Annotated in this window: 29 protein-coding genes; 16 read left to right on the plus strand and 13 right to left on the minus strand. The window is 72.8% G+C overall.

What is annotated here, in order from left to right; all coding sequences use genetic code 11:
- Positions 1-59: 59 nt before the first annotated feature.
- Together AC4IJH_RS07860 and AC4IJH_RS07865 are read right to left on the minus strand one after the other, a co-directional pair.
- Positions 60-650 carry an N-acetylmuramoyl-L-alanine amidase gene (locus tag AC4IJH_RS07860; protein WP_490850821.1) on the minus strand — a complete coding sequence of 197 codons (591 nt, stop codon included), beginning with the start codon at positions 648-650 and terminating at the stop codon, positions 60-62.
- A gap of 137 nt (positions 651-787) precedes the next feature.
- Entirely contained in the window at positions 788-1,021 is a 234-nt protein-coding gene (locus AC4IJH_RS07865) for a hypothetical protein (protein ID WP_490850822.1), read from the minus strand.
- Positions 1,022-1,100: 79 nt separating this feature from the next.
- Between AC4IJH_RS07865 and AC4IJH_RS07870 the strand changes: the two genes are divergently transcribed.
- The 3 genes from AC4IJH_RS07870 (at position 1,101) to AC4IJH_RS07880 (ending at position 3,100) form a co-directional block, all read left to right on the plus strand.
- Positions 1,101-1,796: a helix-turn-helix transcriptional regulator gene (locus tag AC4IJH_RS07870; protein ID WP_490850823.1), complete on the plus strand. Its 696-nt coding sequence runs from the start codon at positions 1,101-1,103 to the stop codon at positions 1,794-1,796.
- Between the two features lie 10 nt (positions 1,797-1,806).
- Positions 1,807-2,718: a glutaminase gene (locus AC4IJH_RS07875; protein ID WP_490850824.1), complete on the plus strand. Its 912-nt coding sequence runs from the start codon at positions 1,807-1,809 to the stop codon at positions 2,716-2,718.
- 157 nt (positions 2,719-2,875) lie between these two features.
- Positions 2,876-3,100 carry a hypothetical protein gene (locus AC4IJH_RS07880; protein ID WP_490850825.1) on the plus strand — a complete coding sequence of 75 codons (225 nt, stop codon included), beginning with the start codon at positions 2,876-2,878 and terminating at the stop codon, positions 3,098-3,100.
- Positions 3,101-3,109: 9 nt separating this feature from the next.
- Here the strand turns inward: AC4IJH_RS07880 and AC4IJH_RS07885 are convergent, their stop codons facing one another.
- Positions 3,110-3,502 carry a VOC family protein gene (locus AC4IJH_RS07885; protein ID WP_490850826.1) on the minus strand — a complete coding sequence of 131 codons (393 nt, stop codon included), beginning with the start codon at positions 3,500-3,502 and terminating at the stop codon, positions 3,110-3,112.
- A gap of 73 nt (positions 3,503-3,575) precedes the next feature.
- Positions 3,576-4,514 (minus strand): beta-ketoacyl-ACP synthase III, encoded by a 939-nt coding sequence (locus AC4IJH_RS07890; protein WP_490850827.1) that lies wholly within the window; start codon positions 4,512-4,514, stop codon positions 3,576-3,578.
- A gap of 215 nt (positions 4,515-4,729) precedes the next feature.
- Between AC4IJH_RS07890 and AC4IJH_RS07895 the strand changes: the two genes are divergently transcribed.
- Both AC4IJH_RS07895 and AC4IJH_RS07900 read left to right on the plus strand, forming a co-directional pair.
- A complete protein-coding gene (locus AC4IJH_RS07895; RefSeq protein WP_490850828.1) occupies positions 4,730-5,044 on the plus strand; it encodes a hypothetical protein in 315 nt (104 codons plus the stop codon).
- Between the two features lie 197 nt (positions 5,045-5,241).
- Positions 5,242-6,216: a zinc-binding dehydrogenase gene (locus AC4IJH_RS07900; protein WP_490850829.1), complete on the plus strand. Its 975-nt coding sequence runs from the start codon at positions 5,242-5,244 to the stop codon at positions 6,214-6,216.
- Positions 6,217-6,524: 308 nt separating this feature from the next.
- Here AC4IJH_RS07900 and AC4IJH_RS07905 read toward each other — a convergent pair whose 3' ends face one another.
- A complete protein-coding gene (locus AC4IJH_RS07905; RefSeq protein WP_490850830.1) occupies positions 6,525-7,487 on the minus strand; it encodes a helix-turn-helix transcriptional regulator in 963 nt (320 codons plus the stop codon).
- A 116-nt stretch (positions 7,488-7,603) separates the two neighbouring features.
- Here AC4IJH_RS07905 and AC4IJH_RS07910 point away from each other — a divergent pair, with 116 nt between their 5' ends.
- Positions 7,604-9,103, plus strand: a complete 1,500-nt coding sequence (locus AC4IJH_RS07910; protein ID WP_490850831.1) for an MFS transporter — start codon at positions 7,604-7,606, stop codon at positions 9,101-9,103.
- A gap of 213 nt (positions 9,104-9,316) precedes the next feature.
- Here AC4IJH_RS07910 and AC4IJH_RS07915 read toward each other — a convergent pair whose 3' ends face one another.
- The 3 genes from AC4IJH_RS07915 to AC4IJH_RS07925 form a co-directional block, all read right to left on the minus strand.
- A complete protein-coding gene (locus AC4IJH_RS07915; RefSeq protein ID WP_490850930.1) occupies positions 9,317-10,435 on the minus strand; it encodes a magnesium and cobalt transport protein CorA in 1,119 nt (372 codons plus the stop codon).
- Between the two features lie 138 nt (positions 10,436-10,573).
- On the minus strand, positions 10,574-11,845 hold the full coding sequence (locus tag AC4IJH_RS07920; protein WP_490850832.1) for a CynX/NimT family MFS transporter: 1,272 nt from the start codon (positions 11,843-11,845) through the stop codon (positions 10,574-10,576).
- Positions 11,838-12,578, minus strand: coding sequence for a FadR/GntR family transcriptional regulator (locus AC4IJH_RS07925; RefSeq protein ID WP_490850833.1), 741 nt, complete (start codon positions 12,576-12,578; stop codon positions 11,838-11,840). The genes AC4IJH_RS07920 and AC4IJH_RS07925 overlap by 8 nt, the downstream gene beginning before the upstream one ends.
- Positions 12,579-12,728: 150 nt before the next feature.
- Between AC4IJH_RS07925 and crcB (AC4IJH_RS07930) the strand changes: the two genes are divergently transcribed.
- The 5 genes from crcB (AC4IJH_RS07930) (at position 12,729) to AC4IJH_RS07950 (ending at position 15,617) form a co-directional block, all read left to right on the plus strand.
- A complete protein-coding gene (gene crcB / locus AC4IJH_RS07930; RefSeq protein ID WP_490850834.1) occupies positions 12,729-13,208 on the plus strand; it encodes a fluoride efflux transporter CrcB in 480 nt (159 codons plus the stop codon).
- Complete coding sequence (crcB, locus tag AC4IJH_RS07935) at positions 13,205-13,579, plus strand: fluoride efflux transporter CrcB (RefSeq protein ID WP_490850835.1); 375 nt, start codon at positions 13,205-13,207, stop codon at positions 13,577-13,579. The genes crcB (AC4IJH_RS07930) and crcB (AC4IJH_RS07935) overlap by 4 nt, the downstream gene beginning before the upstream one ends.
- A 189-nt stretch (positions 13,580-13,768) precedes the next feature.
- Positions 13,769-14,119, plus strand: coding sequence for an STAS domain-containing protein (locus tag AC4IJH_RS07940; RefSeq protein WP_490850836.1), 351 nt, complete (start codon positions 13,769-13,771; stop codon positions 14,117-14,119).
- 170 nt (positions 14,120-14,289) lie between these two features.
- A complete protein-coding gene (locus tag AC4IJH_RS07945; protein WP_490850837.1) occupies positions 14,290-15,024 on the plus strand; it encodes a GAF and ANTAR domain-containing protein in 735 nt (244 codons plus the stop codon).
- Between the two features lie 26 nt (positions 15,025-15,050).
- Positions 15,051-15,617, plus strand: a complete 567-nt coding sequence (locus AC4IJH_RS07950) for an N-acetyltransferase (RefSeq protein ID WP_490850838.1) — start codon at positions 15,051-15,053, stop codon at positions 15,615-15,617.
- Positions 15,618-15,704: 87 nt separating this feature from the next.
- Here the strand turns inward: AC4IJH_RS07950 and snpA are convergent, their stop codons facing one another.
- Positions 15,705-16,355: a snapalysin gene (gene snpA, locus AC4IJH_RS07955; RefSeq protein WP_490850839.1), complete on the minus strand. Its 651-nt coding sequence runs from the start codon at positions 16,353-16,355 to the stop codon at positions 15,705-15,707.
- A gap of 264 nt (positions 16,356-16,619) precedes the next feature.
- Between snpA and AC4IJH_RS07960 the strand changes: the two genes are divergently transcribed.
- From AC4IJH_RS07960 to AC4IJH_RS07970, 3 genes are all read left to right on the plus strand, one after another.
- Positions 16,620-17,579: a LysR family transcriptional regulator gene (locus tag AC4IJH_RS07960; RefSeq protein WP_490850840.1), complete on the plus strand. Its 960-nt coding sequence runs from the start codon at positions 16,620-16,622 to the stop codon at positions 17,577-17,579.
- A 169-nt stretch (positions 17,580-17,748) separates the two neighbouring features.
- Positions 17,749-18,168 carry a YciI family protein gene (locus AC4IJH_RS07965; protein WP_490850841.1) on the plus strand — a complete coding sequence of 140 codons (420 nt, stop codon included), beginning with the start codon at positions 17,749-17,751 and terminating at the stop codon, positions 18,166-18,168.
- A gap of 30 nt (positions 18,169-18,198) precedes the next feature.
- Positions 18,199-19,443, plus strand: coding sequence for an RNA polymerase sigma factor (locus tag AC4IJH_RS07970; RefSeq protein WP_490850842.1), 1,245 nt, complete (start codon positions 18,199-18,201; stop codon positions 19,441-19,443).
- A 183-nt stretch (positions 19,444-19,626) separates the two neighbouring features.
- Here the strand turns inward: AC4IJH_RS07970 and AC4IJH_RS07975 are convergent, their stop codons facing one another.
- From AC4IJH_RS07975 to sodN, 3 genes are all read right to left on the minus strand, one after another.
- Complete coding sequence (locus AC4IJH_RS07975; protein WP_490850843.1) at positions 19,627-20,394, minus strand: type 1 glutamine amidotransferase; 768 nt, start codon at positions 20,392-20,394, stop codon at positions 19,627-19,629.
- 177 nt (positions 20,395-20,571) lie between these two features.
- Positions 20,572-20,895, minus strand: a complete 324-nt coding sequence (locus AC4IJH_RS07980; RefSeq protein ID WP_490850844.1) for a nuclear transport factor 2 family protein — start codon at positions 20,893-20,895, stop codon at positions 20,572-20,574.
- Positions 20,896-21,085: 190 nt separating this feature from the next.
- Positions 21,086-21,481 carry a superoxide dismutase, Ni gene (gene sodN / locus AC4IJH_RS07985; protein WP_030085982.1) on the minus strand — a complete coding sequence of 132 codons (396 nt, stop codon included), beginning with the start codon at positions 21,479-21,481 and terminating at the stop codon, positions 21,086-21,088.
- Positions 21,482-21,659: 178 nt separating this feature from the next.
- On the opposite strand from sodN, the gene sodX reads away from it, so the two are divergent.
- A complete protein-coding gene (gene sodX / locus AC4IJH_RS07990; RefSeq protein WP_490850845.1) occupies positions 21,660-22,142 on the plus strand; it encodes a nickel-type superoxide dismutase maturation protease in 483 nt (160 codons plus the stop codon).
- Here sodX and AC4IJH_RS07995 read toward each other — a convergent pair.
- Entirely contained in the window at positions 22,028-22,672 is a 645-nt protein-coding gene (locus AC4IJH_RS07995; RefSeq protein ID WP_490850846.1) for a CGNR zinc finger domain-containing protein, read from the minus strand. The two genes, sodX and AC4IJH_RS07995, sit on opposite strands and share 115 nt — an antisense overlap.
- A gap of 90 nt (positions 22,673-22,762) precedes the next feature.
- Here AC4IJH_RS07995 and AC4IJH_RS08000 point away from each other — a divergent pair, with 90 nt between their 5' ends.
- Positions 22,763-23,524, plus strand: coding sequence for a class I SAM-dependent methyltransferase (locus AC4IJH_RS08000; RefSeq protein ID WP_490850847.1), 762 nt, complete (start codon positions 22,763-22,765; stop codon positions 23,522-23,524).
- The last annotated feature ends 16 nt before the right edge of the window (positions 23,525-23,540 follow it).

The following is a 23,540-nucleotide window of genomic DNA, read 5'->3' on the forward strand; positions in this document are numbered from 1 at the left end:
GTGGTCCCGGCTGCCCGGGCCGCCGCTGTTTCAGCCGCCCGGGGCTGCCCGGGCCGCCGCTACTTCAGCCGCTCGGCGATCCGCTCGCGCATCGCGTCCATCGTGAAGCCGCGCGGGTCGACCTTGCCGGGCTGCCACTCCAGATGCCCGATCACCGAGCGCTCGCCCCAGCCGTGCACCCGGCACACCGCCGCGGCGGCCTTCTCGATGGCCTCCAACTGGGCCTCGGGCCACGGGTCCGCGCCGTCGCCGAGGTTCTCGCACTCGAAGCCGTAGAAGTGGCGGTTGCCGTCGGTGTTGGCCTCGTTGTCGGGCGGCAGGCGTTTCTCGGCGATCACCGCGCGCAGCACGTCGTCGTCGCCCAGCCCGGCGTGGTTGGCGCGGCCGAAGCCCACCAGATGGACCGTGCCGTCCTTGGTGATCACGCCGTGGCACAGCGGTCCGGGCAGGTCCGGCCAGCCGTCGTAACAGATCTGTACGGTCCGCTCGGAACCGGAGGTCACGGTGTGGTGGATCACCACGCCGTGCACCGGCCCCCACGGGCCCTTGTGGTTGCGGTTGTGCGTACGCCACTCGCGGACCTCGACGACCCGCAGACCTTCGTCCTGGAGCGCCTGGAGGAACCTGTTCGCGGACATGGGTGGGGCCATGGCCGCCTCCGTTCGGTGCGCGGCGGACGCCGACCGCGCACCGCCTCGTACCACGCTTGTACTGGAACGCAGAGGCGCGGACCAGCCGTTCGTCGCGTGTGCGAGCGGATTCGGCCGCGGCCGGGCGGCGGCCGCCGTCAGCCGCGCAGGAAGCCGTCGCCGTGGGTGGCGATGTGTGCCTCCAGGGCGCTGAGCGCCTGCTGGGTGGCGTCGGGCGAGCCGCTGCCGCGCCGCTCCGCGTAATACGCCGCGCCCAGCTTCTTCAGGAGGTCGCCGCCCGCGCGCTGCTGCTGCACCTCGTCGACCTTCTGCTTGCCCTGCTGAAGCGCGCTCTGTGCCTGCTCCTTGGCGCGGTCGAGGAACCCTGCCATCTGCTGCCTCCTGGGGAGATCGTTACGTACCGGATCAACGGCCCGGACAGCACAGGGGTTCCCATGCCAGGCTTGCGTCATGTACCGGGAGCGAGCCTCACGCCTGCATGGCGCAGTGGTGTGGTCCAAGACGGCGCCGCACCCGCCCGGCACGCCCCAGCGGGTGCTGCCCGACGGCTGCACGGACCTGCTCTGGATGGAGAGCCGCCTGGTCGTCGCCGGTCCCGACACCCACGCGCACCTGCCACGGACGGCGCCCGGCTCCCGCGTCGTGGGCCTGCGCTTCGCCCCCGGCCAGGGCCCCGCCGTCTTCGGCGTACCCGCCCACCGGCTGCGCGATCTGCGCGTCCCGCTGGAGGACCTGTGGCCGCGCGCCGAGGTGCTGCGCATGGCCGAGCGGCTGGCCGAGAGTGCATCGCCCGGACAGTCGCTTGAGGAAATCGCCCGAGTACGGCTACGGGAGACGGGCCCGCCCGACCCCGCGCGGGCCGCGATCGCCGGGGCGCTGGCCGGCGGCAGCCCTGTGGCCCAGGTCGCCCGCTCGCTGGGGTACGGCGAGCGTCGGCTGCACCGCCGCTGCCTGGAGGCGTTCGGCTACGGCCCCAAGACGCTGGCCCGGGTCCTGCGGCTCGTACGCGCCCTGGATCTGGCCCGGGCCGGCACGCCCTACGCCGAGGTGGCGGCCCGCGCCGGGTACGCGGACCAGGCGCATCTGGCCCGCGAGGTGAAGTCGCTGGCGGGGGCCCCGCTGGGAGTGATCCTCGGCGCGGGTTAGCCTCTGCGTCATGGACTACCAGGCCGTTCTCGAGGAGGTAGCGGCCTACGCGAGGCCCTACGCGGGACAGGGACAAGTCGCCGACTACATTCCGGCACTCGCGTGTGTGGACGCCGACCGCTTCGGCATGGCCGTCGCCGACATCAACGGCGAGGTCTACGGCGTCGGCGACTGGCAGGTGCCCTTCTCCGTCCAGTCCATCTCCAAGACCTTCTCGCTGGCGCTGGTGATGGCGCAGGACAACGAGGACATCTGGAAGCGGGTGGGCCGCGAGCCCTCCGGCACGCCGTTCAACTCCCTGGTCCAGCTGGAGTGGGAGAACGGCATCCCGCGCAACCCCTTCATCAACGCCGGGGCGCTGGTGGTCACCGACCGCCTGCAGACGCTGACCGGCGACGCCAGCACGACGATGCTGCACTTCCTGCGCGAGGAGAGCGGCAACCCCGACCTCGCCTTCGACCAGGCCGTCGCCACCTCCGAGGCCGACAACGGCGACCGCAACGCGGCGCTGGGCTACTTCATGTCCAGCTTCGGCAATCTGGAGAACCCCGTCCCCAGCGTCATCGAGCACTACTTCTGGCAGTGCTCGATCGAGATGAGCTGCAAGGACCTGGCGCTGGCCGGCGGCTTCCTGGCCCGGCACGGGCTGCGCACCGACGGCACCCGGCTGCTGGAGGCCCGCGAGGCCAAGCGGGTCAACGCCGTCATGCTGACCTGCGGGACCTACGACGCGGCGGGCGAGTTCGCCTACCGCGTGGGCCTGCCCGCCAAGAGCGGCGTCGGCGGCGGCATCGTCGCCGTCGTCCCCGGCCGCTGCACCCTGGCCGTATGGAGCCCGGGTCTGGACTCCCGCGGCAACTCGGTGGCGGGCGCGGCGGCGCTGGACCACTTCACGTCGCTGACCGGGTGGTCGGTGTTCTGAGGTCCGGGCGCGGTCCGGCTGGGGGTGCGGGGGTCGTCCCCCGGGAGGTGCAGCACGTCGCTTACGGGGTGGTCGGCGTTCTGACCCCGGCGCGGGTCACCATGAGTGGCGGGCCGTGCCGCGGCGGGCGCATCGTGGGGGCAGGAGGTGCATCGCCATGGAGCACGAGATGCGCGCTGAGTACGAAGAGGGCGCCTCGCCCCAGCAGGCGGACGGCCACGTCAGGATCTGGCACATGGTCCGCCTGGAGGGCACCCAGGCGATGTGCGGCCGCGAACTGGCGCCGGACTCCGCCACCCAGCCGTCCGACGCCTGGGGGACCCCTGAGGGCGAGCCCTTCTGCCACTCCTGCGGCGCGCTGTATCTGCGCGAGGTCCCCTGACGCCGGTCGTCAGGACAGCGGGGCGAACAGGTCCACGCCGTTGCCGTCGGGGTCGGCGACGACGGCGTAGCGCTGGCCCCAGGCGGCGTCCCAGGGCTCCATCCGCCCCGTATGGCCCGCGCCGACCAGGTCCGCGTACAGCTTGTCGACCGCGGCCGGGCCCGCGCACTCGAAGGCCAGGGAGATCGCGCCGGGGCCCTGCGGCGGGGTCCAGTCCGGCTCGAAGGAGCGGATGGTCTCGTGGGTGTCCCACATCAGCCGCAGCCCGCCGGGGAGCTGTGCCTCGACGTGCGGGGCGGAGTCGGCCGCGGCCGGGATGTCCAGGCCGAGGCGGCGGTAGAAGGCGAGGGTGGCGGGCATGTCCGCGGTGGCCATGCCGATCGCTGAGAACCGAGTCGTCATGCCGCGAGGCTAGGCCGCGGGCCCGGCGCCCGTCTTGAACGGATCGGACACCGGGCGGTGCGCGGCGGGCCGCTCATGGGCAGCGGATGACCTGGCCCGCGTAGGAGAGATTGCCGCCGAAGCCGAACAGGAGCACCGGCGCGCCGGAGGGGATTCGGCCCCGTTCGACCAGCTTGGACAGGGCCAGCGGTACGGAGGCGGCCGAGGTGTTGCCGGAGTCGACCACATCGCGCGCGATGACGGCGTTGACCGCGCCGATCCGCTGCGCGAGGGGTTCGATCAGCCGCAGGTTGGCCTGGTGCAGGACGACGGCGGCCAGGTCCTCGGGCCGTACCTCGGAGCGCTCGCACACCTGCCGGGCGATGGCCGGGAGCCGGGTGGTGGCCCAGCGGTAGACGGCCTGGCCCTCCTGGGCGAAGCGGGCCGGCTCGCCCTCGATGCGTACCGCGTTGCCCATCTCGGGCACCGAGCCCCACAGCACGGGACCGATCATCGGCTCCGGCGCCGCGGACACCACCGCGGCCCCCGCGCCGTCGCCGACCAGGACGCACGTGGTGCGGTCCGTCCAGTCCACGACGTCGGTGAACTTCTCCGCGCCGATGACCAGCGCGTGGCGGGCCGCACCGGCGCGGATGGCGTGGTCGGCGGTGGCCAGGGCGTGGGTGAAGCCCGCGCAGACGACGTTGAGGTCCATCGTGGCGGGGGAGCCCAGGCCCAGCCGGGCGGCGACCCGCGCCGCGGTGTTGGGGCTGCGGTCGGTGGCCGTACAGGTGGCGACCAGCACCAGGTCGATGTCGTGCGCGGACAGCCCGCTCGCGGCCAGCGCCTTGGCGGCAGCCGCCGCGGCCATCGAGTCCACGCTCTCCTCGGGCGCGGCCATGTGGCGGGTGCGGATGCCGACGCGGCTGCTGATCCAGGCGTCGTCGGTGTCCACGATCGCGGCCAGGTCGTCGTTGGTGAGCACTCGGGAGGGCTGATAGTGGCCGAGGGCCAGAACGCGTGACCCCGTCATGGGTTCCCCTTGGGCGTGGGCGGAACTGTACGTCACCAGTGTTGGCGGTGACGGGCCTGGTGGAGGTTGCGTGATCTACCAATCTTCAGCCGTCAGATCTGGAGATTTCCGACCGCCACGCCGCGCCCACGGGAGGTGGATAGCGGGGTATCGGGGCGCCGGATCGCTACAACAGGCCCGCCTGTATTCCTCCGAAGGATCCCGAAAGGACCCTCATGACCGTTTCCCGTACGACCCTCGGTGTGCTGGCCTCGGCCGCGCTGATCGGCCTGGCCGCGCCCGCCGCGCACGCCGCCGACGCGCCTACGGGCGAGCCCGGCCCGCGGCAGAAGAGCCTGACCGAGCTCGACACGGCGCTGCCGAAGGCCAAGGTGAACGAGCCGGTCGAGCTGGACGAGGTCTCCGGGTCGACGAACGAGCTGGTGGACACGGTGATGGGCAAGCTCCAGCAGGAGCAGGAAGCCAAAACCGGTGCGAGCCTGCTGGGCGGCGACCTGCCGGGCGGCACCCGGGCCTTGTCGGGGATGTAGCTGCGGGCTTCCGGGGCCCGGGTGCCGTCGGGCACCCGGGCCCTGCTCGTGCGCCCGGCCGCCCCGGCCGCGGGGCGCGCAGGGTTCCGCGGCGTGAGCGATTTTCTGCCCCTGGCCTTCGGGTTGACCTCGACCAAGGTTGAGGGGTCAGGGTGTGTGCGGAGCGAAGATCACTGGGAGCGGATGGGGTGCGGGGTATGCGTGCGGTACGGGTGACGGAGTTCGGCGGGCCCGAGGTGCTGGTGACGTGTGAGGTGCCGGAGCCGGTCGCGGGGGCGGGGCAGGTGGTGGTGCGGGTCGCGGCGACGGGCATCGACTTCGTCCAGACGCAGCTGCGGTCCGGCTTCTCGCCCGGACCCGAGCTGCCGCGGCTCCCGTACGTGCCGGGCGGGACGCTCGCCGGGCGGGTGCTGAGCGTGGGTGACGGCGTGGACGCGGCGTGGGTGGGGCGGCGCGTGGTGACGGGCAGCGTCGGACGGCAGGGGGCGCACGCCGAGCGCGCCGTGGCCGAGGAGCGGGAGCTGATACCCGTACCGGACGGGCTGGGGTTCGCCGAGGCGCCGGCTCTGATCGACGACGGTGCGACGGCGGTGGGGCTGTGCGAAGTGGCCGGGGTCAAGGAGGGGGAGTGGGTGCTGGTGGAGGCCGCGGGCGGCGGCGTCGGCAGCCTGCTGGTCCAGCTGGCGCGGGCGGCCGGGGCCAGGGTGGTGGGCGTCGCGCGCGGTGAGCGCAAGCTGGCGCTGGTACGGGAGTTGGGGGCGCAGGCGGCGGTCGACTACTCCGATCCCGGGTGGACGCGGCGGGTGAAGGAGATCACCGGCGGGGCCGGGCCCGATCTCGCCTTCGACGGAGTGGGCGGCGAGATCGGGCGGGCCGCCTTCGAACTGCTGCCGCCCGGCGGCCGGTTGTCGATGCACGGCGCGGCGTCCGGCGCGGCGACGGTGATCGAACCGGGCGAGGCGCAGCGGCGCGGTGTGCGGGTGACCGGATTCGAGCAGCTGGCGGGCTTCGCCGCGCTCTCCCGCGAACGGACCGTACGCGCCATGGAGTTGGCGGCGGCGGGCGGCCTGCGGCCGGTCATCGGCCAGACCTTCCCGCTGGAGGGGGCCGCGGCGGCGCACGCGGGGATGGAGGGGCGACGGGCGCTCGGCAAGACGCTGCTGTTGCCGTAGTTGCCGCAGGCGGACCGGACGTCGTGGCGCGGGCCGGTGACCATTCCGCCGGTCCCTCGCCGTTGTGGTTGCGCGCCGTGTCGGCGGGGATTCTTTCTGACGCTGCGGCGCCGGGCTTTGGCCGGGGCCGGATGGTGTCGTGCGGGGTCGGTCGTTCCTCGTGCGGTCCGTGTCTTGGTGGGGGTTCCGTTGGTTCCTCAATGTTGTGGCTGCGCGGTGTGGCGGTGGGGATTCTTTTCTGCCGTTGCGGTGCGGCCGCCGCCGGGGGCGGGCGCTGTCGTGCAGGGGTCGGTCCGGTGCTTGGTGTGTTACTCGTTGCTCGTTGCGCGGTTGACGCGGGTGCTCAACTGCCGCAGGTAGTCGGCCAGTTGGGGTGGCTCGTGGAGGGTGAAGTCGTGGCCGAGGGTGGCGAGGCGCATGGCCAGCCACTCCAGGGAGTCGGGGGTGGTGCGGACGCGGCAGGAGGTGGCGTCGAGGGGTTCGACGGATTCGGCGGCGCGGCCCAGCCGGGCGGCGACCTCGGCCGCGGGGGCGTGGACGGTGGCCACGGCGCGGTAGGTGGTGCTCATGCCCTGCATCCGCTCGGTGACGTAGGCCGCGGCGTCCTTGGCGGGCAGTTCGCGCGGCGGGGTCCGTACGCCGGTGGGGTGCGGCTCGGTCAGTCGGTCCACCCGGAAGATGCGCCAGTCCTCGCGGTCGTTGTCGTACGCGACCAGGTACCAGCGGCGCCCGGCCGAGACCAGGCGGTGCGGCTCCACCAGGCGCTTGGTCCGCGCCCCGTCGCCCGCGCGGTAGGCGAAGCGCACCCGCTCGTGGTTGGCGATCGCGGCGGCCAGCGCGGTCAGCACCTCGGGGTCGACGGTGGGCCCGTCGCCCCACGGCGCGGGGACGGTGGCGCTGCCCAGCGTGCCCACCCGCCGCCGCAGCCGGGACGGCAGCACCTGTTCGAGCTTGGCCAGGGCCCGTACGGACGCCTCCTCGATGCCCTCGACGGTGTGCCCGGCCGCCGAGCGCAGCCCGACCGCGATGGCCACTGCCTCCTCGTCGTCCAGCAGCAGCGGCGGCAGGGCCGTACCGGCGGCGAGGCGGTAACCTCCCTCGGAGCCCATCGTGGCGTGCACGGGATAGCCGAGATCGCGCAGTCGCTCGATGTCACGGCGGATGGTGCGCGAGGTGACCCCGAGGCGCCCGGCCAGTTCGCTGCCGGGCCATTCGCGCGGGGTCTGGAGCAGGGACAGCAGGTTCAGCAGTCGTGCCGAGGTCTCACTCATGCCTCCCATGATGGGGCGATAAATAGGACGAGAACTGTCCTACACGGCGCTTATTGTCGACTGCGTACGGGGCGACGACGCTCCTCCCCTTTGCTCTTGTCAGGAGAAGTAGAACCATGACCGTCCCCGATACGGCGGACCGCAGACGCTGGCTGGCGCTGGCCGTTGTGCTGACCGCGTCCTTCATGGACCTGGTCGACGCCACGATCGTGAACATCGCCATCCCCAGCATCCGGGAGGACCTCGGCGCCGGTTTCAGCGCCATCCAGTGGATCACCGCCGGTTACGCCCTCGCCTTCGCCGTCGGCCTGATCACCGGCGGACGCCTCGGCGACATATTCGGGCGCCGCCGGCTCTTCCTGCTGGGCATGGGCGGCTTCACCGTCGCCTCCGCGCTGTGCGGCTTCGCCTCCGGCCCCGAGATGCTGGTGGCCGCGCGCGTCCTGCAGGGCGCGATGGCGGCGATGATGGTCCCGCAGGTGCTGGCGATCATCCACGTCAGCTTCCCCGCCCACGAGCGCGGCAAGGTCTTCGGCATGTTCGGCGCCGTCATCGGGCTCGGCGCGGTCTGCGGCCCGCTGATCGGCGCGCTGCTGACCCAGTGGAACATCGCGGGCCTGGAATGGCGCCCGATCTTCCTGATCAACCTGCCCGTCGGCGCCCTCGGCATCGTGCTGGGCCGCCGCTTCATCACCGAGTCCAAGGCCCCCAAGGCGCTGCGCCTGGACCTGGTCGGCACGGTCCTGGTGGCCCTCGGCCTGCTGATGGTCCTCTACCCCCTCACCCAGGGGCGCGAGCTGGGCTGGCCGGTGTGGGGCTTTGTCTCCATGGCCGCGAGCCCGCTGGTCTTCGCCGTCTTCGTACGGTACGAGCGCGCCAAGGCCCGCAAGGACGGCTCGCCCCTGATGGAGATGTCGCTGTTCAAGGTCAAGAGCTTCGCGGCGGGCTCCGGCGTCCAGCTCACCTTCGGCGCGGTCTCCGGTCTGTTCTTCCTGATCTGGACCCTCTACATGCAGATGGGCCTGGGCTGGAGCCCGCTGCACGCCGGTCTGACCGGGGTGCCGTTCTCCCTGGCCACCTCGGCCGCCGCGGGGATGTCCGTACAGAAGCTGGTGCCGCGCTTCGGGCGCAAGGTGATGCAGGCGGGCGCGCTGATCATGCTGTCCGGTGTGCTGCTCTACATCGGGGAGGCCGAGCACTTCGGCACGGACATGACCTCCTGGCTGATGATCCCGCCGATGGTCCTGATGGGCCTGGGCATGGGGCTGATCGTCGCGCCGATCACGGACATGGCCATCTCCCAGGTGCCGCGCGAGCACTCCGGCTCCGCGTCCGGCATCTTCAACACCACCGGGCAGCTGGGCAGTGCGCTGGGTCTGGCGCTGTCCTCGGTGGCCTACTTCGGGGTCATCGACGACGCGGCGCCGGCGTTGCGGGAGGCCGGGACGACCGTGATCGACGCGGCGGTGAACTCGCTGTGGTGGGTTGCGGCGGGGCTGGTGGTCATCTTCGGGCTGCTCTTCGTCCTGCCGAAGCGGGGGGCTGCCGCCGGGGCTCAGGACGATCAAGCGGCGGCTCCGGTGCGGGAGGCGGATGAGGCGGTGCTGGTCGGCTGATTCGGCGCGGCTGATTCTGCGCGTGGGCGTTCGTGGGCATCGGGTCGCGGTGCTCGCGGGCGCCTTGTGCGTGGCGGTGCGGCGCTGTGGTGACAGTGCGGGGCGGTGGGGGCTGGGCGCGCAGTTCCCCGCGCCCCTTTTCGCGCAGTTCCCCGCGCCCCTCATGATTGCGGAGTTCCCCGCGCCCCCTTCTGCGGAGTTCCCAGAGCCCCTTCAGAGCCAGCCGTTGCGTTTGAAGGCTCGGTGGATGGTGACGCAGATGGTCAGGATGACGGCCATGCACAGGGGGTAGGCGTAGGGCCAGTCGCGGCCCGGCATGTAGTCGAAGTTCATGCCGTAGACGCCGGTGACCATGGTGGGGACGGCGAGGATCGCGACCCAGGCGCTGATGCGGCGCATGCCCTCGTTCTGGGCGACGGTCACCTGCGCCAGGTGGGCCTGGAGTATCGAGTTGAGCAGTTCGTCGAAGGCCGTGATGCGCTCGGTGACCCGGCTCAGGTGGTCGGCGACATCGCGGAAGTAGGTGGTGGTGCGCGGGTCCACCAGGGCGATGGGCTGGGTGGAGAGCGCGTGCAGGGGGCGGTCCAGCGGGGCCACCGCGCGCCGCAGCTCCAGCAGTTCGCGCTTGAGCTGGTAGATCCGCCCGGCGTCGGCGCCCGAGGAGCGCGCCGCCCGGCCCGCCTCGCCCTTGCTGCTGCGCGCGAACACCTCGCTCTCCACGTCGTCGATGTCGTCCTGGACGGCGGCGGTGGCCTCCAGGTAGTCGTCCACGACCAGGTCGGCGATGGCGTGCAGGACGGCGGACGGGCCGATCGCCAACTGCTCGGGCACCGACTCCAGTTGCTCGCGCAGCGGGCCGAGCGAGCCGTGGCCGCCGTGCCGGACGGTGATGACGAAGTCGGCGCCGGTGAAGACCATGATCTCGCCGGTCTCCACCACCTCGCTGGTGTCGGTGAGCCGGTCGTGCGCGACATAGCGGACGGTCTTGAAGACGGTGAACAGCGAGCCGTCGTAGCGCTCCAGCTTGGGCCGCTGATGGGCGTGCACGGCGTCCTCGACGGCCAGCGGGTGCAGCCCGAACAGCTCCACGATCCCCGCGAACTCCTTCTCCTGGGGCTCGTGGAGGCCGATCCACACGAAGCCGCTGCCCGACTCGCGGACCTGGCGGACGGCGTCCTCGGCCCGGTGGTCGCCGCTCTGGCGCACCCCGTCCACGTACACGGCGCAGTTGACCACGGCGGTGCCCAGCGGCGAGCGGGCCGGGTGGCTGAGGTCCACGCCGCGGCTGCGCTGGCGCGGAAGGTGGGCCGCCTTGCGGAGGTTACGGATCACTGACACGGAGCCAGTATTGCCGTGACCGCCCGGGTGAAACGGCAGCGGCCCCAATACCCGCGCACAGGGCGGGTGCTGGGGCCGTACGGTATCGGCCGTATCGCCGGATTCCGGGTGGGTCAGGCGCTGGTGTACGGGTCAGACCTGTACGTGCTTCTCGCGCGCCGCGCCGAAGCCCAGGACCACCTGCGGCACCAGCAGCACCAGCAGCACGATCAGCGGCACCGTCCAGTTGTGCGAGGCGTCGTGGATGGCGCCCAGGACGGCGGGGCCGGTCGCGGCCAGGATGTAGCCGAAGCACTGGGCCATGCTGGACAGCTGCGCGGTGTGCCGCGCGTCCGGCGCCCGCTGGACGATGAACAGCAGCGCGAGGCTGATCGCCGCGCCCTGGCCCAGGCCCAGCAGCACCATCCACAGGTACGCGCCCGCCGCCGGGGCGATCAGCATCCCCGCGAAGCCCAGCGCGCACAGCGCGGCGCCCACCGCGGAGAGCACGCCGGGGCGCAGCCGCCGCCCCACGATCACGGGGGCCAGGAAGGACCCGGCGATGCCCAGCAGCGAGGAGAAGGAGAGCATCCAGCCCGCGTCGCCCGCGCCCAGCCCGGCGTCCTTGAGCATGGTCGGCAGCCAGGCGGCGGCAGCGTAGTAGCTCAGGGACTGCAGGCCCATGTAGCCGGTGACCTGCCAGGCCAGCGGGGAGCGCCACAGCCCGCGCACGGGGTGCGCCGCCTGCCGCGCGGCCTCGGCCGAGACCCGCGTACGGGAGAGCGTCTGCGGCAGCCACACCACCAGCGCGACCAGGGCGAGCGCGCCCCAGCAGGCCAGCGTGGCCTGCCAGCTCAGGCCCGTCGCGTCCTTGACGGGTACGGTGACGCCCGCGGCCAGCGCCGCGCCGCCGAACAGCGACATCGAGTACAGGCCGGTCATCAGCCCGGCCCTGGCGGGGAAGTCGCGCTTGATCAGGCCGGGCAGCAGCACATTGGCCACGGCTATGCCCGCGCCGATGACGACCGTGCCGGCGAACAGCGCGACGACCGAGTCCACCAGGCGCAGGGCCGTACCGGCGCAGATCAGCGCCATGGTGGCCAGCAGCGAGCGCTCCATGCCCAGGCGGCGGCCCAGGCGCGGCGCGATGGGCGCCAGCAGGCCGAAGCAGAGCAGCGGCAGCGCGGTCAGCAGGCTGGTGGCCGCCGCCGACATGCCGCTGTCCACGCGGATGGTGTCGGCCAGCGGGGAGACCGCGACCAGCGCGGGGCGCAGGTTCAGGGCGAGCAGGACGACGCCGACGGCCAGGTACAGGGCGCGGCGGCCGGTGGGCCCCAGCGGGAGGTCCTTGGGGTCCGGCCGGTGGGCGGGGGCGGTTGGCACGGCGGTCCCGGTGTCCGCCGTGGCGGCCGAGGCGTCAGTCATGTGTTGCTCCTGTGGTCTCGCGCGCCGCGGCCCACTCCTCGCCGTCGGGCTCGCGCAGGGCCTCCATGCCCTCGGTGAGGTGGGCCAGCGCGGCCCGCTCGGCGCCCTGCGGGTCGCGGGCCTCGATGGCGTCGACGATGGCGGCGTGCGCGTCGTACTGGTTGCGTACGGAGTCGGGGACCGGTGCGCCGATGACGGACTGGAGGGTGGCCCGCAGCGCGTCGCTGAGGTGCTCGTACAGGTCGGCCAGCACGCTGTTGTGGGCCGCGGCCGCCACCGCGCGGTGGAAGTCCATGTCGGCGTCGATGAAGGCGGACTCGTCGCCGCTCTTCCAGGCGCGCTCGCGCTCGGCCAGTGCGCAGCGCAGCGCGGCGAGGTCCTCGTCGGTGCGGCGCAGGGCGGCGAAGCGGGCGGTGTCGCGCTCCAGGCAGGCGCGCACCTCGAAGGCCTCCAGGTCGTCGGAGCGGCGCAGCCTGCGCTGTACGGCGGCGCCGAAGCCGCTGCTGGCGCGCACATAGGTGCCGTCGCCCTGGCGCGGCTCCAGCATGCCGGTGTGCACCAGCGCGCGCACGGCCTCGCGGACGGTGTTGCGGCCCACGGCCAGCTTCTCCACGAGCACCGGCTCGGCCGGGATCTTCGTGCCGACCTGCCACTCGCCGTCGGCGATCAGGCTCTCCATCTGCTCGATGACCAGCTCGACCAGATTGGTGCGGGTGGTGTTGCGCAGCGGCATGGGCACCGTCCTCCCTTGTGATTCCACCGGTGATGGGAACATCCCATGTTTGGTGGTGTCAAATGCCCGGGGTTAGCCTGAAGCGATCGGTGATCTTCTTCGGCGCCGAGCGGCGGTGGGGCCCGCCGTTGCCTTGCGAGGAGGAGACGCATGCCCAGGGGAGCCCCGCGGACCGGTGCGACGGCGCCGCCGCAGGCCGCACGGCAAGCGGCGCCACCGCCCGGCCAGTGGCCCGTGGTCGCCGCGGTGTCGCTCGGCGGCGGGCTCGGCGCCGCCGCCCGCTACGGCGTCACGCTGCTGTGGCCGACCGCCGCCGGCTCCTTTCCCGCCACGACCCTCGCCGTCAACGCCGCCGGCTGCGCGCTGATGGGCGTCCTGATGGCGCTGATCACCGCCCGGCCCGCGCCGCACCGGCTGCTGCGGCCCTTCCTCGGTACCGGCGTGCTGGGCGGCTTCACCACCTTCTCCGCGTACGCCCTGGACATCCGGCAGCTGCTGGAAGGCGGCCAACCGGCTCTGGCGGCGGGCTACTTGGCGGCCACCGCCGCCTGTGCGCTCGCCGGGGTGTGGTGCGCCTTCGCGCTCACCCGGCGGGCGTTCGCGGCCCGCCGGGAGCGGGGTGCGCGGTGAACTGGCTGCTGGTGGTGGCCGGCGCGATGGTGGGGGCGCCGCTGCGCTATCTGACCGACCGCGCGGCGCAGGCCCGCTACGGCACGGCCTTCCCGTGGGGCACCTTCACGGTCAACGCCGTGGGCTGTCTGGTGCTCGGCGCGCTCACCGGCGCGGTGGCGGCCGGCGCGGCCTCCTCCCCTCTCCAACTCCTGCTGGGTACGGGCCTGTGCGGGGCGCTGTCGACGTACTCCACCTTCTCCTACGAGACGCTGCGGCTGACCCAGGGCGGGGCGCGGGGGCGGGCCGCGGCCAATGTCGCGGGGAGTGTGGCGGCGGGCCTGGGGGCGGTGTACGCGGGCGCCGCACTGGCGCGGGTGCTGTGGGGCTGAGCGTGTCGTGGGGGCAGGTGTTCGATGAGCCACCCGTACGGGTAATGCGGGGCGTCCGGCTTGTGGACGGATCCTTTCTTCGGGGGTGCGATCTGCCCTGATGGCCGTACTCTGCCCGTACAGCGCCCCGGACCCCGGCTGCACGATCGGCTCACCGGCTCAGGCCATCGGATCGAGGAGGGGCGGCGCATGGGAACCCATCTGCGGCGGGTTTGTGATCGCGTCCAAGTGGTGTGCCCGAAAGGCGAATTGGACCTCGCGTCGGCTCCCGGCTTCCACGCGGAGCTGCGGGACTGGAAGGGGCCGGCGGGTGCCCCGCCCCGGCTGATCGTCGATCTGACCGGGGTGACCTTCATCGACTGCGCCGGCCTGCGCGAGCTGTGCGCGGCCCAGACCTGGGCCGGCCAGCAGGGCGGCTGGGTGCGCGTGGTGCACACCCGCCGCAGTGTGGCGGTGCTGATGCGGGTGACACGGCTGGTGGAGCGCTTCCCCCGGTATGCCAGCGTGCGCGAGGCGCGACGGGGCCGTGTGGCGGACTGAGCGGGCGGGCACCGCCCCCACGGGCCGAGCCCGGCGTACGCAGCCCAATGGGCCGGTATGTCCCGGGTGTTGCGCCGGGCCGTCGCCCGCCGCGTGGTAGCCAGGCGCCCGCGATGGGACGACCATGGGCCTGGGCCACATGTGGCCGAAGGCGGAGAGGGATGATCGGCATGGCCCGGGAACAGCGTCTTGCGGAGGTGTTCGTCGAGGTGGCAGGCGGATTGATCGAGGACTTCGACGCCATCGAATTCCTGCAGCGGCTCTCCGCCCGTTGTGTCGAGCTCCTGGATGTGTCCGCCGTCGGCATCCTGCTGGCCGACGCGCGCGGCGAGTTGCAGACGATCGCGGCATCCGACGAGAACACCCGGCTGCTGGAGCTGTTCGCGCTGCAGAACGCACAGGGGCCGTGCGTGGACTGCTACCGCAGCGGCCGCTCCAGGACCGACATCGACCTGAGCGTGCGGGCCGTGGCCGCGCAGTGGCCGCGCTTCGCCGTACGCGCCAGGGAAGCCGGCTTCGTCACCACGCACGTCGTACCGCTACGGCTGCGCAGCGAGGTCATCGGCGCGATGAACCTCTTCACCACCTCGGTCTCCCGGCTCGGACCCGACGCCGTGGCGCTCGCCCAGGCGCTGGCCGACATGGCGACGGTGACGATCCTTCAGCAGCGCAGCATCGAGCGCGGACATGTCGAGAAGATGCAGCTGGAGAACGCGCTGACGTCCCGTATCGTCATCGAGCAGGCCAAGGGTGTCCTCGCCGAACGCTGGCAGGTCTCGATGGACGCGGCGTTCGACGCCTTCCGGCGCTACGCGCGCAGCCACCACCTGCGGCTGTCGGACCTGGCCCGACAGGTCATCGACGGCGAGATCGACGGTGCCCTGATCAAGGAGCGCATCCAGTAGTGACCTGGACCTCGGGGGAGGACCGTATGGCAGAGGTGTTCCTGCGGCGGCTGACCAGATGGCAGGCCGAGGCGCAGCGCGAGGAACTGGCGGATCTGTACGCCGAGGCGTACCGGGCGGACGGCGCCGCGGCCGGACGCGGCGGCACGGGAAGGGAGTTCCGCGGGCGCGACGCCTTTCTGCGCCGGCTGGCCGAACACGTCCAGCGCCCCGGCTTCGACATGGTCGTGGCCTGCGCACCCGCGCTGGTCGGCTGCTGCTACGGCTTCCCCGCCGAGCGCGACGGCCGGTGGTGGCAGGGGTTTCTCGGCGCGATGCCGCGCGAGCTGGAGGAACTGACCGCCTCCGGGCGGGTGTTCGTCGTCGGCGAGCTGATGGTGCTGCCCGCGCACCGGCGCGGCCGGGTCGCCACCCGCCTCCAGGAGGCGCTGCTGACCCGCAGCAGCGCCGAGCTGGTGGTCACCTTCGTCGAGCCGGAGAACATCCCGGCCCGCTCCGCGTGCCAGGCGTGGGGCTGGACGCCCGCCGGACGGCTGCGCCGGCCCGACGAGCCGCCCGAAATGGAGGCGTGGAGCCGGGCGTTGACACACTGAGAGCGCGCAGGCGAAAGCGGTGGGGAGCCCCTGGGCACCCCACCGCTTCGTTCGCCGACTGCTGCGGTCCTCGGACTGCGGCGCGTTTTAGCGGGTGCGGGCCAGACCGTTGGCCCACAGCTGGTTCACCCGGGCGCGCTCATTGGCGTCCGGCTGGGAGTTCGTGCAGGACGGGCCGGGGCCGCCGCCGGACATCAGCTCGCTGCACGGGCCCTCGTAGTGGTCGGGCAGGCCCAGCACGTGGCCCGTCTCGTGGGTCGTGACGCGGGTGGAGTCGTACTGCTGGTTCTGCTGGTAGTCCAGGAAGATGTAGCCGCGGCCGTGGCCGTCGGTGCTGGCGTAACTGCCGCGCGGGTCGTTGCCCTCGCGGTAGGAGAAGTCCGAACCCGCGCCGCCCGCCTGGAGCTTGACGTTGGAGACGGCGCTGTTCCAGATCTGGGCGCTCTGGGATATCTGGCTCTGGAAGGTCGGCGCGCCGGAGGGGTTGTAGGTGACGGTGACCGCTTGCGCGCCCGGGTCGGCCTTCTGCTTGGCCAGCGCCGACTTCAGTACGGCCTGGAAGAAGGCCTTGGTGTCGGCTTTCTCGGCGGCCGAGCCCACGTAGGCAGCGGCTGTGACGCGGGAGGCCTGGGAGGAAGCAGTGGAGGCGGGGGAGGCAGCGGCCGGGACCGCGGCGGCCAGAGAAGCGGCGAGGCCCAGACCCAGCGCAGCCGACAGCGCCGTCTTGGGAGATCTCATGTGGGGGCTCCTTCTCGTCCGTGGGGCCGTACGGTCGCCGTGTGGGGCGGCGGCCGGGGCCCTGCGGATGAACTCTTGGTGCCGCAGAGTCTGGAGGCAGTCCATGGGGCGTACGGAGATGCCAGCAGGGCGATAGGACCGTGCAATACCCGTTCGACGGTCGTATCCCCGTGGCGTTTGGCGGTGGGAGTCCGCCGTGAAAGGGGGAGTTCGCGCGCTTTGGGAGTCTGGTGTGACGTGCGCGAACGTCGTTATGCTCCGGTCGTGGAGCTAGAGGTGAGGCATCTTCGCGCACTGTGCGCCATCGCCGACACCGGCAGCGTACGCAAGGCCGCACGCCAGCTGGGCATGACCCAGCCGTCCCTGACGACCCAGCTCCGCCGCATCGAGAACGCCCTGGGGGGAGCGCTGTTCTTCCGCGAGCGCACGGGCAGCAGGCCCACCCCGCTGGGGCACACGGTGCTGTGCCGGGCCCGGCCCATCGTGGCCGAGATGCGGGCGCTGGTCGACGAGATCGCCTCGGTGTCGCTGCCCGCCCAGGGCGCCCGGCTGCGGGTCGGCAGCACCAGCAGCCGCGCGGTCGCCGGCTGGCTGCGCAGGCTGCGGGCCCGGCTGCCGGAGACCGACACGACCATACGGATCGACGTCTCCGCCAACGCGCTGCTGCAGCTTTTGGCCATGGGGCAGCTGGACGTGGTCTTCGTCCACGAGGTGGAGGGGGCGCCGCTGCGGATGCCGGTGGGCCTGGCCGAGCGCGAACTGATCGCCAGGGAGCCGCAGTTCGTCGCCGTGCCGGCCACCCATCCCGCCGCGGCGCACCCGGTGGTCGCCCTGGAGGACCTGGCGGGCGACCAGTGGATGGTCGACCCTTCCGTGGACGGCGAGTGGGCCGGGCTGCGCCGGATCTTCGTCGCGGCCGGTCTCAACCCCCGTGTGCTGCACGGCGACTACCTCACCGCGGCCGACCTGGTCGCGGCGGGCGAGGTGATCACGCCCTGCCAGCCCACCTCCCGGCCGCGCCACGGCATGGTGATCCGGCCGCTGCTCGGCGACCCGCTGGCGGTACGGCTGTTCATGGCCCACCGGCCCGGCACGGGCGAGCCCGCTCTGACCGATGCCCTCTTCGCCGACCTCCAGGCCTCCTACATGGAGGTGGCCTGGGCCAGCGCCGCCTACCGGGAGTGGCTCATCCGCCACGACAGCCCGCTGCCGATCGCCACCTGAACACCGTGCCCGCGCGGCGCCGCTGCGGCATGCTGAAAGGGCGCACGGCCTTGGGCGGGATTGCCGAAGAAAGTTTCCTCGCGCCTGTCGAGAAGCGGCCGCCCCCTCCGACGTCTCATGCGAGAGGCGCTCACGCGGGCGCCGGAACCCCGAGTGGGAGATGAGAGCGATGAAGTACATGGTGATGATTCTCAGCAGCCAGGCCGACTACGACGCGATGAGCGGCGAGCGCCCCGAGGGCGGCCCGGTGTGGACGCAGAAGGACATCAAGGCGATGTTCGACCACATGGAGTCGATCAACAACGATCTCGCCGAGTCCGGTGAGCTGGTCGACGCGCAGGGCCTGTCCGAGCCCGCACAGACCAAGCTCGTCACCCGGGGCCCCGACGGCACGCCCCAGGTCACCGACGGCCCCTACGGAGAGGCCAAGGAGGTCCTGGCCGGGTACTGGATCCTGGACTGCGCGAGCTTGGAGCGGGTCACCGAGATCGCGGGCCGGGTCCTTGAGTGCCCCGTCCCGGCGGGCGTGCCCGAGTACCCCGTCGTCGTACGGCCCATCGGCGAGGCGCCGAGCGGCGTGGAGTGCTGAACCGCGCGCACCGGTGAGGGGGGACCGGACGTGAGCCGGGGCGAACCCGAGGACCTGCGGCAGCTGGCGCCGCAGGTCCTGGGCGCGCTGGTGCGGCGGTACGGGAACTTCGGCCTGGCCGAGGACGCCGTACAGGAAGCGCTGCTCGCGGCGGCCGGGCAATGGCCGCGCCAGGGCCGCCCCGACAACCCCCGCGGCTGGCTGATCAAGGTCGCCGCGCGCCGTCTGACGGACCTGCTGCGCAGCGAGGAGGCGCGCCGCCGCCGGGAGGAGACGGCCGCCGCGCTGGCGCCGCGGGACTCCTTCTGGGCGCCGCCGCCCGGTGAGAGCCGCACGCCCGCCGAGGACGACACCCTGACCCTGCTGTTCCTGTGCTGCCACCCCGCGCTGACGCCGCCCGCCCAGGTGGCGCTGACCCTGCGCGCCGTCGGCGGCCTGACCACCGCCGAGATCGCCCGTGCCCACCTGGTGCCCGAGGCGACCATGGCCCAGCGCATCTCCCGCGCCAAGCAGCGGGTCAGGGCGGCGGGCGGCCACTTCCGCTTCGAGCAGCCGGTGGGCGAGGAGCGCGCCGCGCGCCTGGCGGCCGTCCTGAAGGTGCTGTACCTGATCTTCACCGAGGGCCATACGGCGACCTCCGGCAGCAGCCTGCGCCGCGCGGATCTGTGCGCCGAGGCGATCCGGCTGACCCGCCAGGTGGCCCGGCTGCTGCCCGAGGACGGCGAAGTGGCGGGCCTGCTGGCCCTGATGCTGCTCACCGACGCCCGCCGGGAAGCGCGCACGGGAGCGGACGGTGAACTGGTCCCGCTGACCGAACAGGACCGGGGGCGCTGGGACAGGGCGGCCATCGAGGAGGGCGTGGCCCGTGTGACCGGGGCGCTGCGCTCCGGCGGCCCGGTGGGCCCGTACCAGCTCCAGGCCGCCATCGCGGCGGTGCACGGCGAGGCGGCGAGCGCCGAGGAGACCGACTGGCCGCAGATCCTGGCGCTGTACGGCGTGCTGGCCCGCCTGGCCCCCGGCCCCATGGTGGCCCTCAACCACGCCGTCGCCGCAGCCATGGTGCACGGCCCGCAGACCGGCCTGCAGATGCTGCGCGCGGTGGAGTCGGACGGGCGCCTCGCCGGGCACCACCGCCTGGCGGCCGTCCGCGCCCATCTCCTGGAGATGGGCGGCGACCACCGAGCCGCCGACGCCGCCTACCGGCTGGCCGCCGAGGCCACCCTCAGCCTCCCGGAGAAGCGCTATCTGCTGGGCAGGGCAAGCCGGTTGGAGTGAGCGGAGCGGAGGGGCGGCCCGGAGCGCGTACGGGACGGACGGCGCGCGGCCGTTCGGGGCCGGTGCGCGGCCGGTGGGCGCGCGGGCTGTTCGGGGCCGGTACGCGGCCGGTGGGCGCGCGGGCTGTTCGGAGTCGGTGCGGGCCGAGTCGGCGCGCGGGCCGTTCGCCTGCGTACGGCCCGGTCAGTGCGCCGCGGCCGCGGTGGACGTACGGGCCGTGACCAGGTCGCGGAAGGCGGACAGGCTGCGCTCGGCCAGCGGGCGCAGGGCCGGGGCGGCGGCGCGGGCATCGGCGCGCAGGCGGGACAGCGCGTCGGGGCCGAGCGCCGCGCGGGCCTCGGCGGCGAAGGACGGCTCGGCCAGCCAGTCGTCCTGCAGCTCGGGGGTGACCTCCAGGTGGAACTGGAGCCCCCAGGCGGCCGGACCCCCGCGGAAGGCCTGGCAGGGCGTGGTCCCGGTGCTCGCCAGCGCGCGGGCGTCGGGCGTCGGCACGATGCGGTCGCCGTGCCAGTGGAGCACGGCGGGCGCCTCGGCCAGCGGCCCCAGCACCGGGTCCGTGCGGTCCACGTCCTCCAGCGGCGCCCAGCAGATCTCCGGGCCGCCGGCGCACGCGGCGCCCGGCCGTACCTCCATCTCCAGGGCGCGGGCCAGGAGTTGGGCCCCCAGGCAGATGCCGAGGGTGGGGACCTGCTCGCGCACCGCGTCGGCCAGCAGGTCCCGCTCCAGCCGCAGCGCCGGGTACGCGGCCGTGTCGTCGGCGTTCATGGGGCCGCCCATCACCACCAGCCCCGCCAGCGAGGCGGCGGACGGCAGGCCGTCGGCCGCGGCCCCGGGCTCGTCGAGCAGATTGCGGATCTCGACCCGCGCACCGCAGTCACGCAGCGCGTCCAGGATCAGTCCGGGCTTCTCGACCTCGACGTGCTGCAGGATCAATACGGTGTCGGCGGACATGGGGGAACGCTCCAGGGTGATGCGGCAGGGCTCGCCACGACCCTATAAGGCACCCCGCGCTCCCCCCCCGAGGGGATCAGCGGCCCCAGTGCTTGCGTGCCCCGGAAGGGGCGCGGGGAACCGCGCGACCGGCCCCTGCCGGCCTGCGGTTTCATGACCACGTCCGCAGCGGAGCGGTCAGGCCTGGCCCGTCTCGAAGCGGCTCACCCGGTCGCCGTCGACGGTGAACTGCCAGCGGGTGCGCATCGCGCCCCAGGTGTCGTTGCGGTAGTCGGCCACCAGCGAGAGGCCGTCGTCGGACTCGGACTCGATGTCCATGTGGCCGTTGGAGGAGAAGATCTCCCTGTCGGCCCACTGCTGGAGGTCCCGGTCCGAGCCGTCGTCGGACATCGTGGCGCCGGAGGTGAGCGCGGCGGCGAAGGCCTGCCGGTCGTTGGCGTTGATCGCGGTGATCAGGTTGCGTACGGCGGGGTGGGAGAGCTGCTCGACGGGAATGGCCATGGCTGCGCCTTCGGTTCGGGGCCCGCGCGGTCGCGGGCCGGGCGCGCAATAGGTCCCACCCGCCCGCCGTCGCTAACCCCCGCCTAGCCCAAAAGCGCCGGGCCCGGCACTGCCCGCCGCGCACGGCAAGGGGCCCGGCCGTCGCCGCGGCCGGGCCCCTCGTTGCGTACGGTGCGGCGCACCGACGCGATCAGGCCTTCTTCGTCTCCCAGAAGATCTTGTCGATCTGGGCGATGTAGTCCAGCGCCTTCTGGCCGGTGGCCGGGTCGTTGGAACCCTTGGCGGCGCTGAGCGCCTTGAGGGTGTCGTTGACCAGCTGGTGCAGCTCCGGGTACTTCTCGAAGTGCGGGGGCTTGAAGTAGTCGCTCCACAGCACCGAGACGTGGTGCTTGGCCAGCTCCGCGCGCTGCTCCTTGATCAGGACGGCGCGGGTGCGGAAGTCCGCGTCCTCGTTGGCCTGGTACTTCTCCTGCACGGCCTTGACCGACTCGGCCTCGATGCGGGCCTGGGCCGGGTCGTACACGCCGCAGGGCAGGTCGCAGTGTGCGCTGACCTTCACCTTGGGGGCGAACAGGCGGGAAAGCATGGTCGGTCCTTCCTCGTGATCGTCTTCTCAGGTGCGAGATTACTCGGTACGGGAAGCCTTTTCGCGGGTGCCCCGGAGGTCTTAGGGCAAAAGTCCGGTGCCAAGCTGGGACTGAGGGAGTATGGGACGGGGAGGCCGGAAGTTGGGGATCGGCCGGGTACGGGCCGGGAGGTGCTGAATGCCGGAGCAGGTGTACGAGCGCGGGGAGCCGGAGCAGGAGGAGCGGGAGGGCGACCGCAAGGGACTGCTGAGGGCGTTCGGGCTCGCCGAGGTCTACAACCCGTCGATGGTGCCGACCCTGGAGCCGGGTGACCAGCTCGTGGTCCAGTACGGCGCGGCGGTGCGGCCGGGGGACGTGGTGGTGCTCAGGCACCCCTTCCGGCAGGACCTGCTGATCGTCAAGCGGGCCGTGGAGCGGCGCGAGGGCGGCTGGTGGGTGCTGGGCGACAACCCCTTCGTGGAGAACGACAGCCGTGAGTTCGGCACCGTGCCGGACGAGTTGGTGGTCGCCAGGGCCTGGGTACGGGTCCGCCCGCCGCGGCAGATTCAGCGCTCGCTGGGCGGGGTGCTGTCCTGGGTGGCCTCGGCCGTCAGGCCCGTACGCCCGGTGCGTTCGGGGGCGCTTGGACGGCCGCTCTCCCGGCGCTTGCGGGCGCGGTAGGCCGCGACGTTGGCGCGGGTGGCGCAGCGGTCGGAGCAGTAGCGCCGCGACCGGTTGGTCGAGGTGTCCAGGTAGGCGTTGCGGCAGGGCGCTGCCTCGCAGATGCCCAGGCGGTCGATGCCCAGCACCGTCAGGTGCACGGCCAGGCCCATGCAGGCGGTGGCGGTGTAGCCGGCGGTGGCGTTGGCCGCGTGGTCGGCGATGTGCAGGTGCCACTTGGGGCGGCCGTCCTCGTCGCGGTACTCGTGCCCGGAGATCTGCGGGCTGACGGGGAACTCCATCAGCAGGGCGTTGAGCAGGTCCACCGCCAGGACCTCGTCGCCGGTGTCGGCCGCCTCGAAGACGGCGCGCAGCCGGGAGCGCACGGCCCGCAGCCGGGTCACGTCGGAGTCCGCGGCCCGCCGGGCCATCTGGCTGTCGCCGAAGAGTTCGCGCACCGCCTCGACGGAGGTCAGGGTGTCGCCGCCGCGCTCGGGCTGCTCGCTGTTGACCAACCGCACGGCATAGTCCGAGTAATAGGCCAGTTCCACTTGTAGTCCTTACGACGGCGGTCTATCGTGCTGAGCGAAGGGGTAATGGGCATTCTCGTATAGAGAGTATTACAGGGTGGAGGCGGAGCGATGACCGAGACCGTGTCCGGCGCGGACTGGCAGGCCTGGCAGGGCAGTTGGGACCGCCAGCAGGAGTGGTACATGCCCGACCGCGAGGAGCGGTTCCGGGTCATGCTCGACATGGTCGAGGCCACCGTGGGCCCCGAGCCCCGGGTGCTGGACCTGGCGTGCGGCACGGGCAGCATCTCCGACCGGCTCCTCAAGAGATTCCCCAGGGCCACCAGCGTGGGCGTGGACCTGGACCCCGCGCTGCTGGCCATCGCCGAAGGGTACTTCGCGAACCAGCCGCGGGCCTCGTTCGTACGCGCCGACCTGAAGGACCCGCAGTGGACGCGCAAGCTGCCGCACGACTCCTATGACGCCGTTTTGACCGCCACCGCCCTGCACTGGCTGCACAGCGGTCCGCTGACGCAGCTGTACGGGCAGGTCGCCGAACTGGTGCGGGACGGCGGGGTCTTCATGAACGCCGACCACATGCCGGACGAGGGCACCGAGCGCATCAACGCCGCCGACCGCGCCTTCCGGCACGCGCGGATGGACCGCGCCAAGCGGGACGGCGCGCTGGACTGGGCGCAGTGGTGGGAGCTGGCCGCCGCCGACCCGCTGCTGGCCGGGCCGACCGCCGAGCGCTTCGTGATCTACGGCGAGCACGCCGACGGCGACACCCCGCCGGTGGAGTGGCACTCCCGGGTGCTGCGCGAGGCGGGCTTCGCCGAGGCGCGGGCGGTGTGGCGCTCCCCGTCCGACGCGCTGGTGCTGGCCCTGAAGTAGCAGGGCGGCCGCGGCG

Source organism: Streptomyces sp. UF-297 (genome assembly GCF_058245575.1).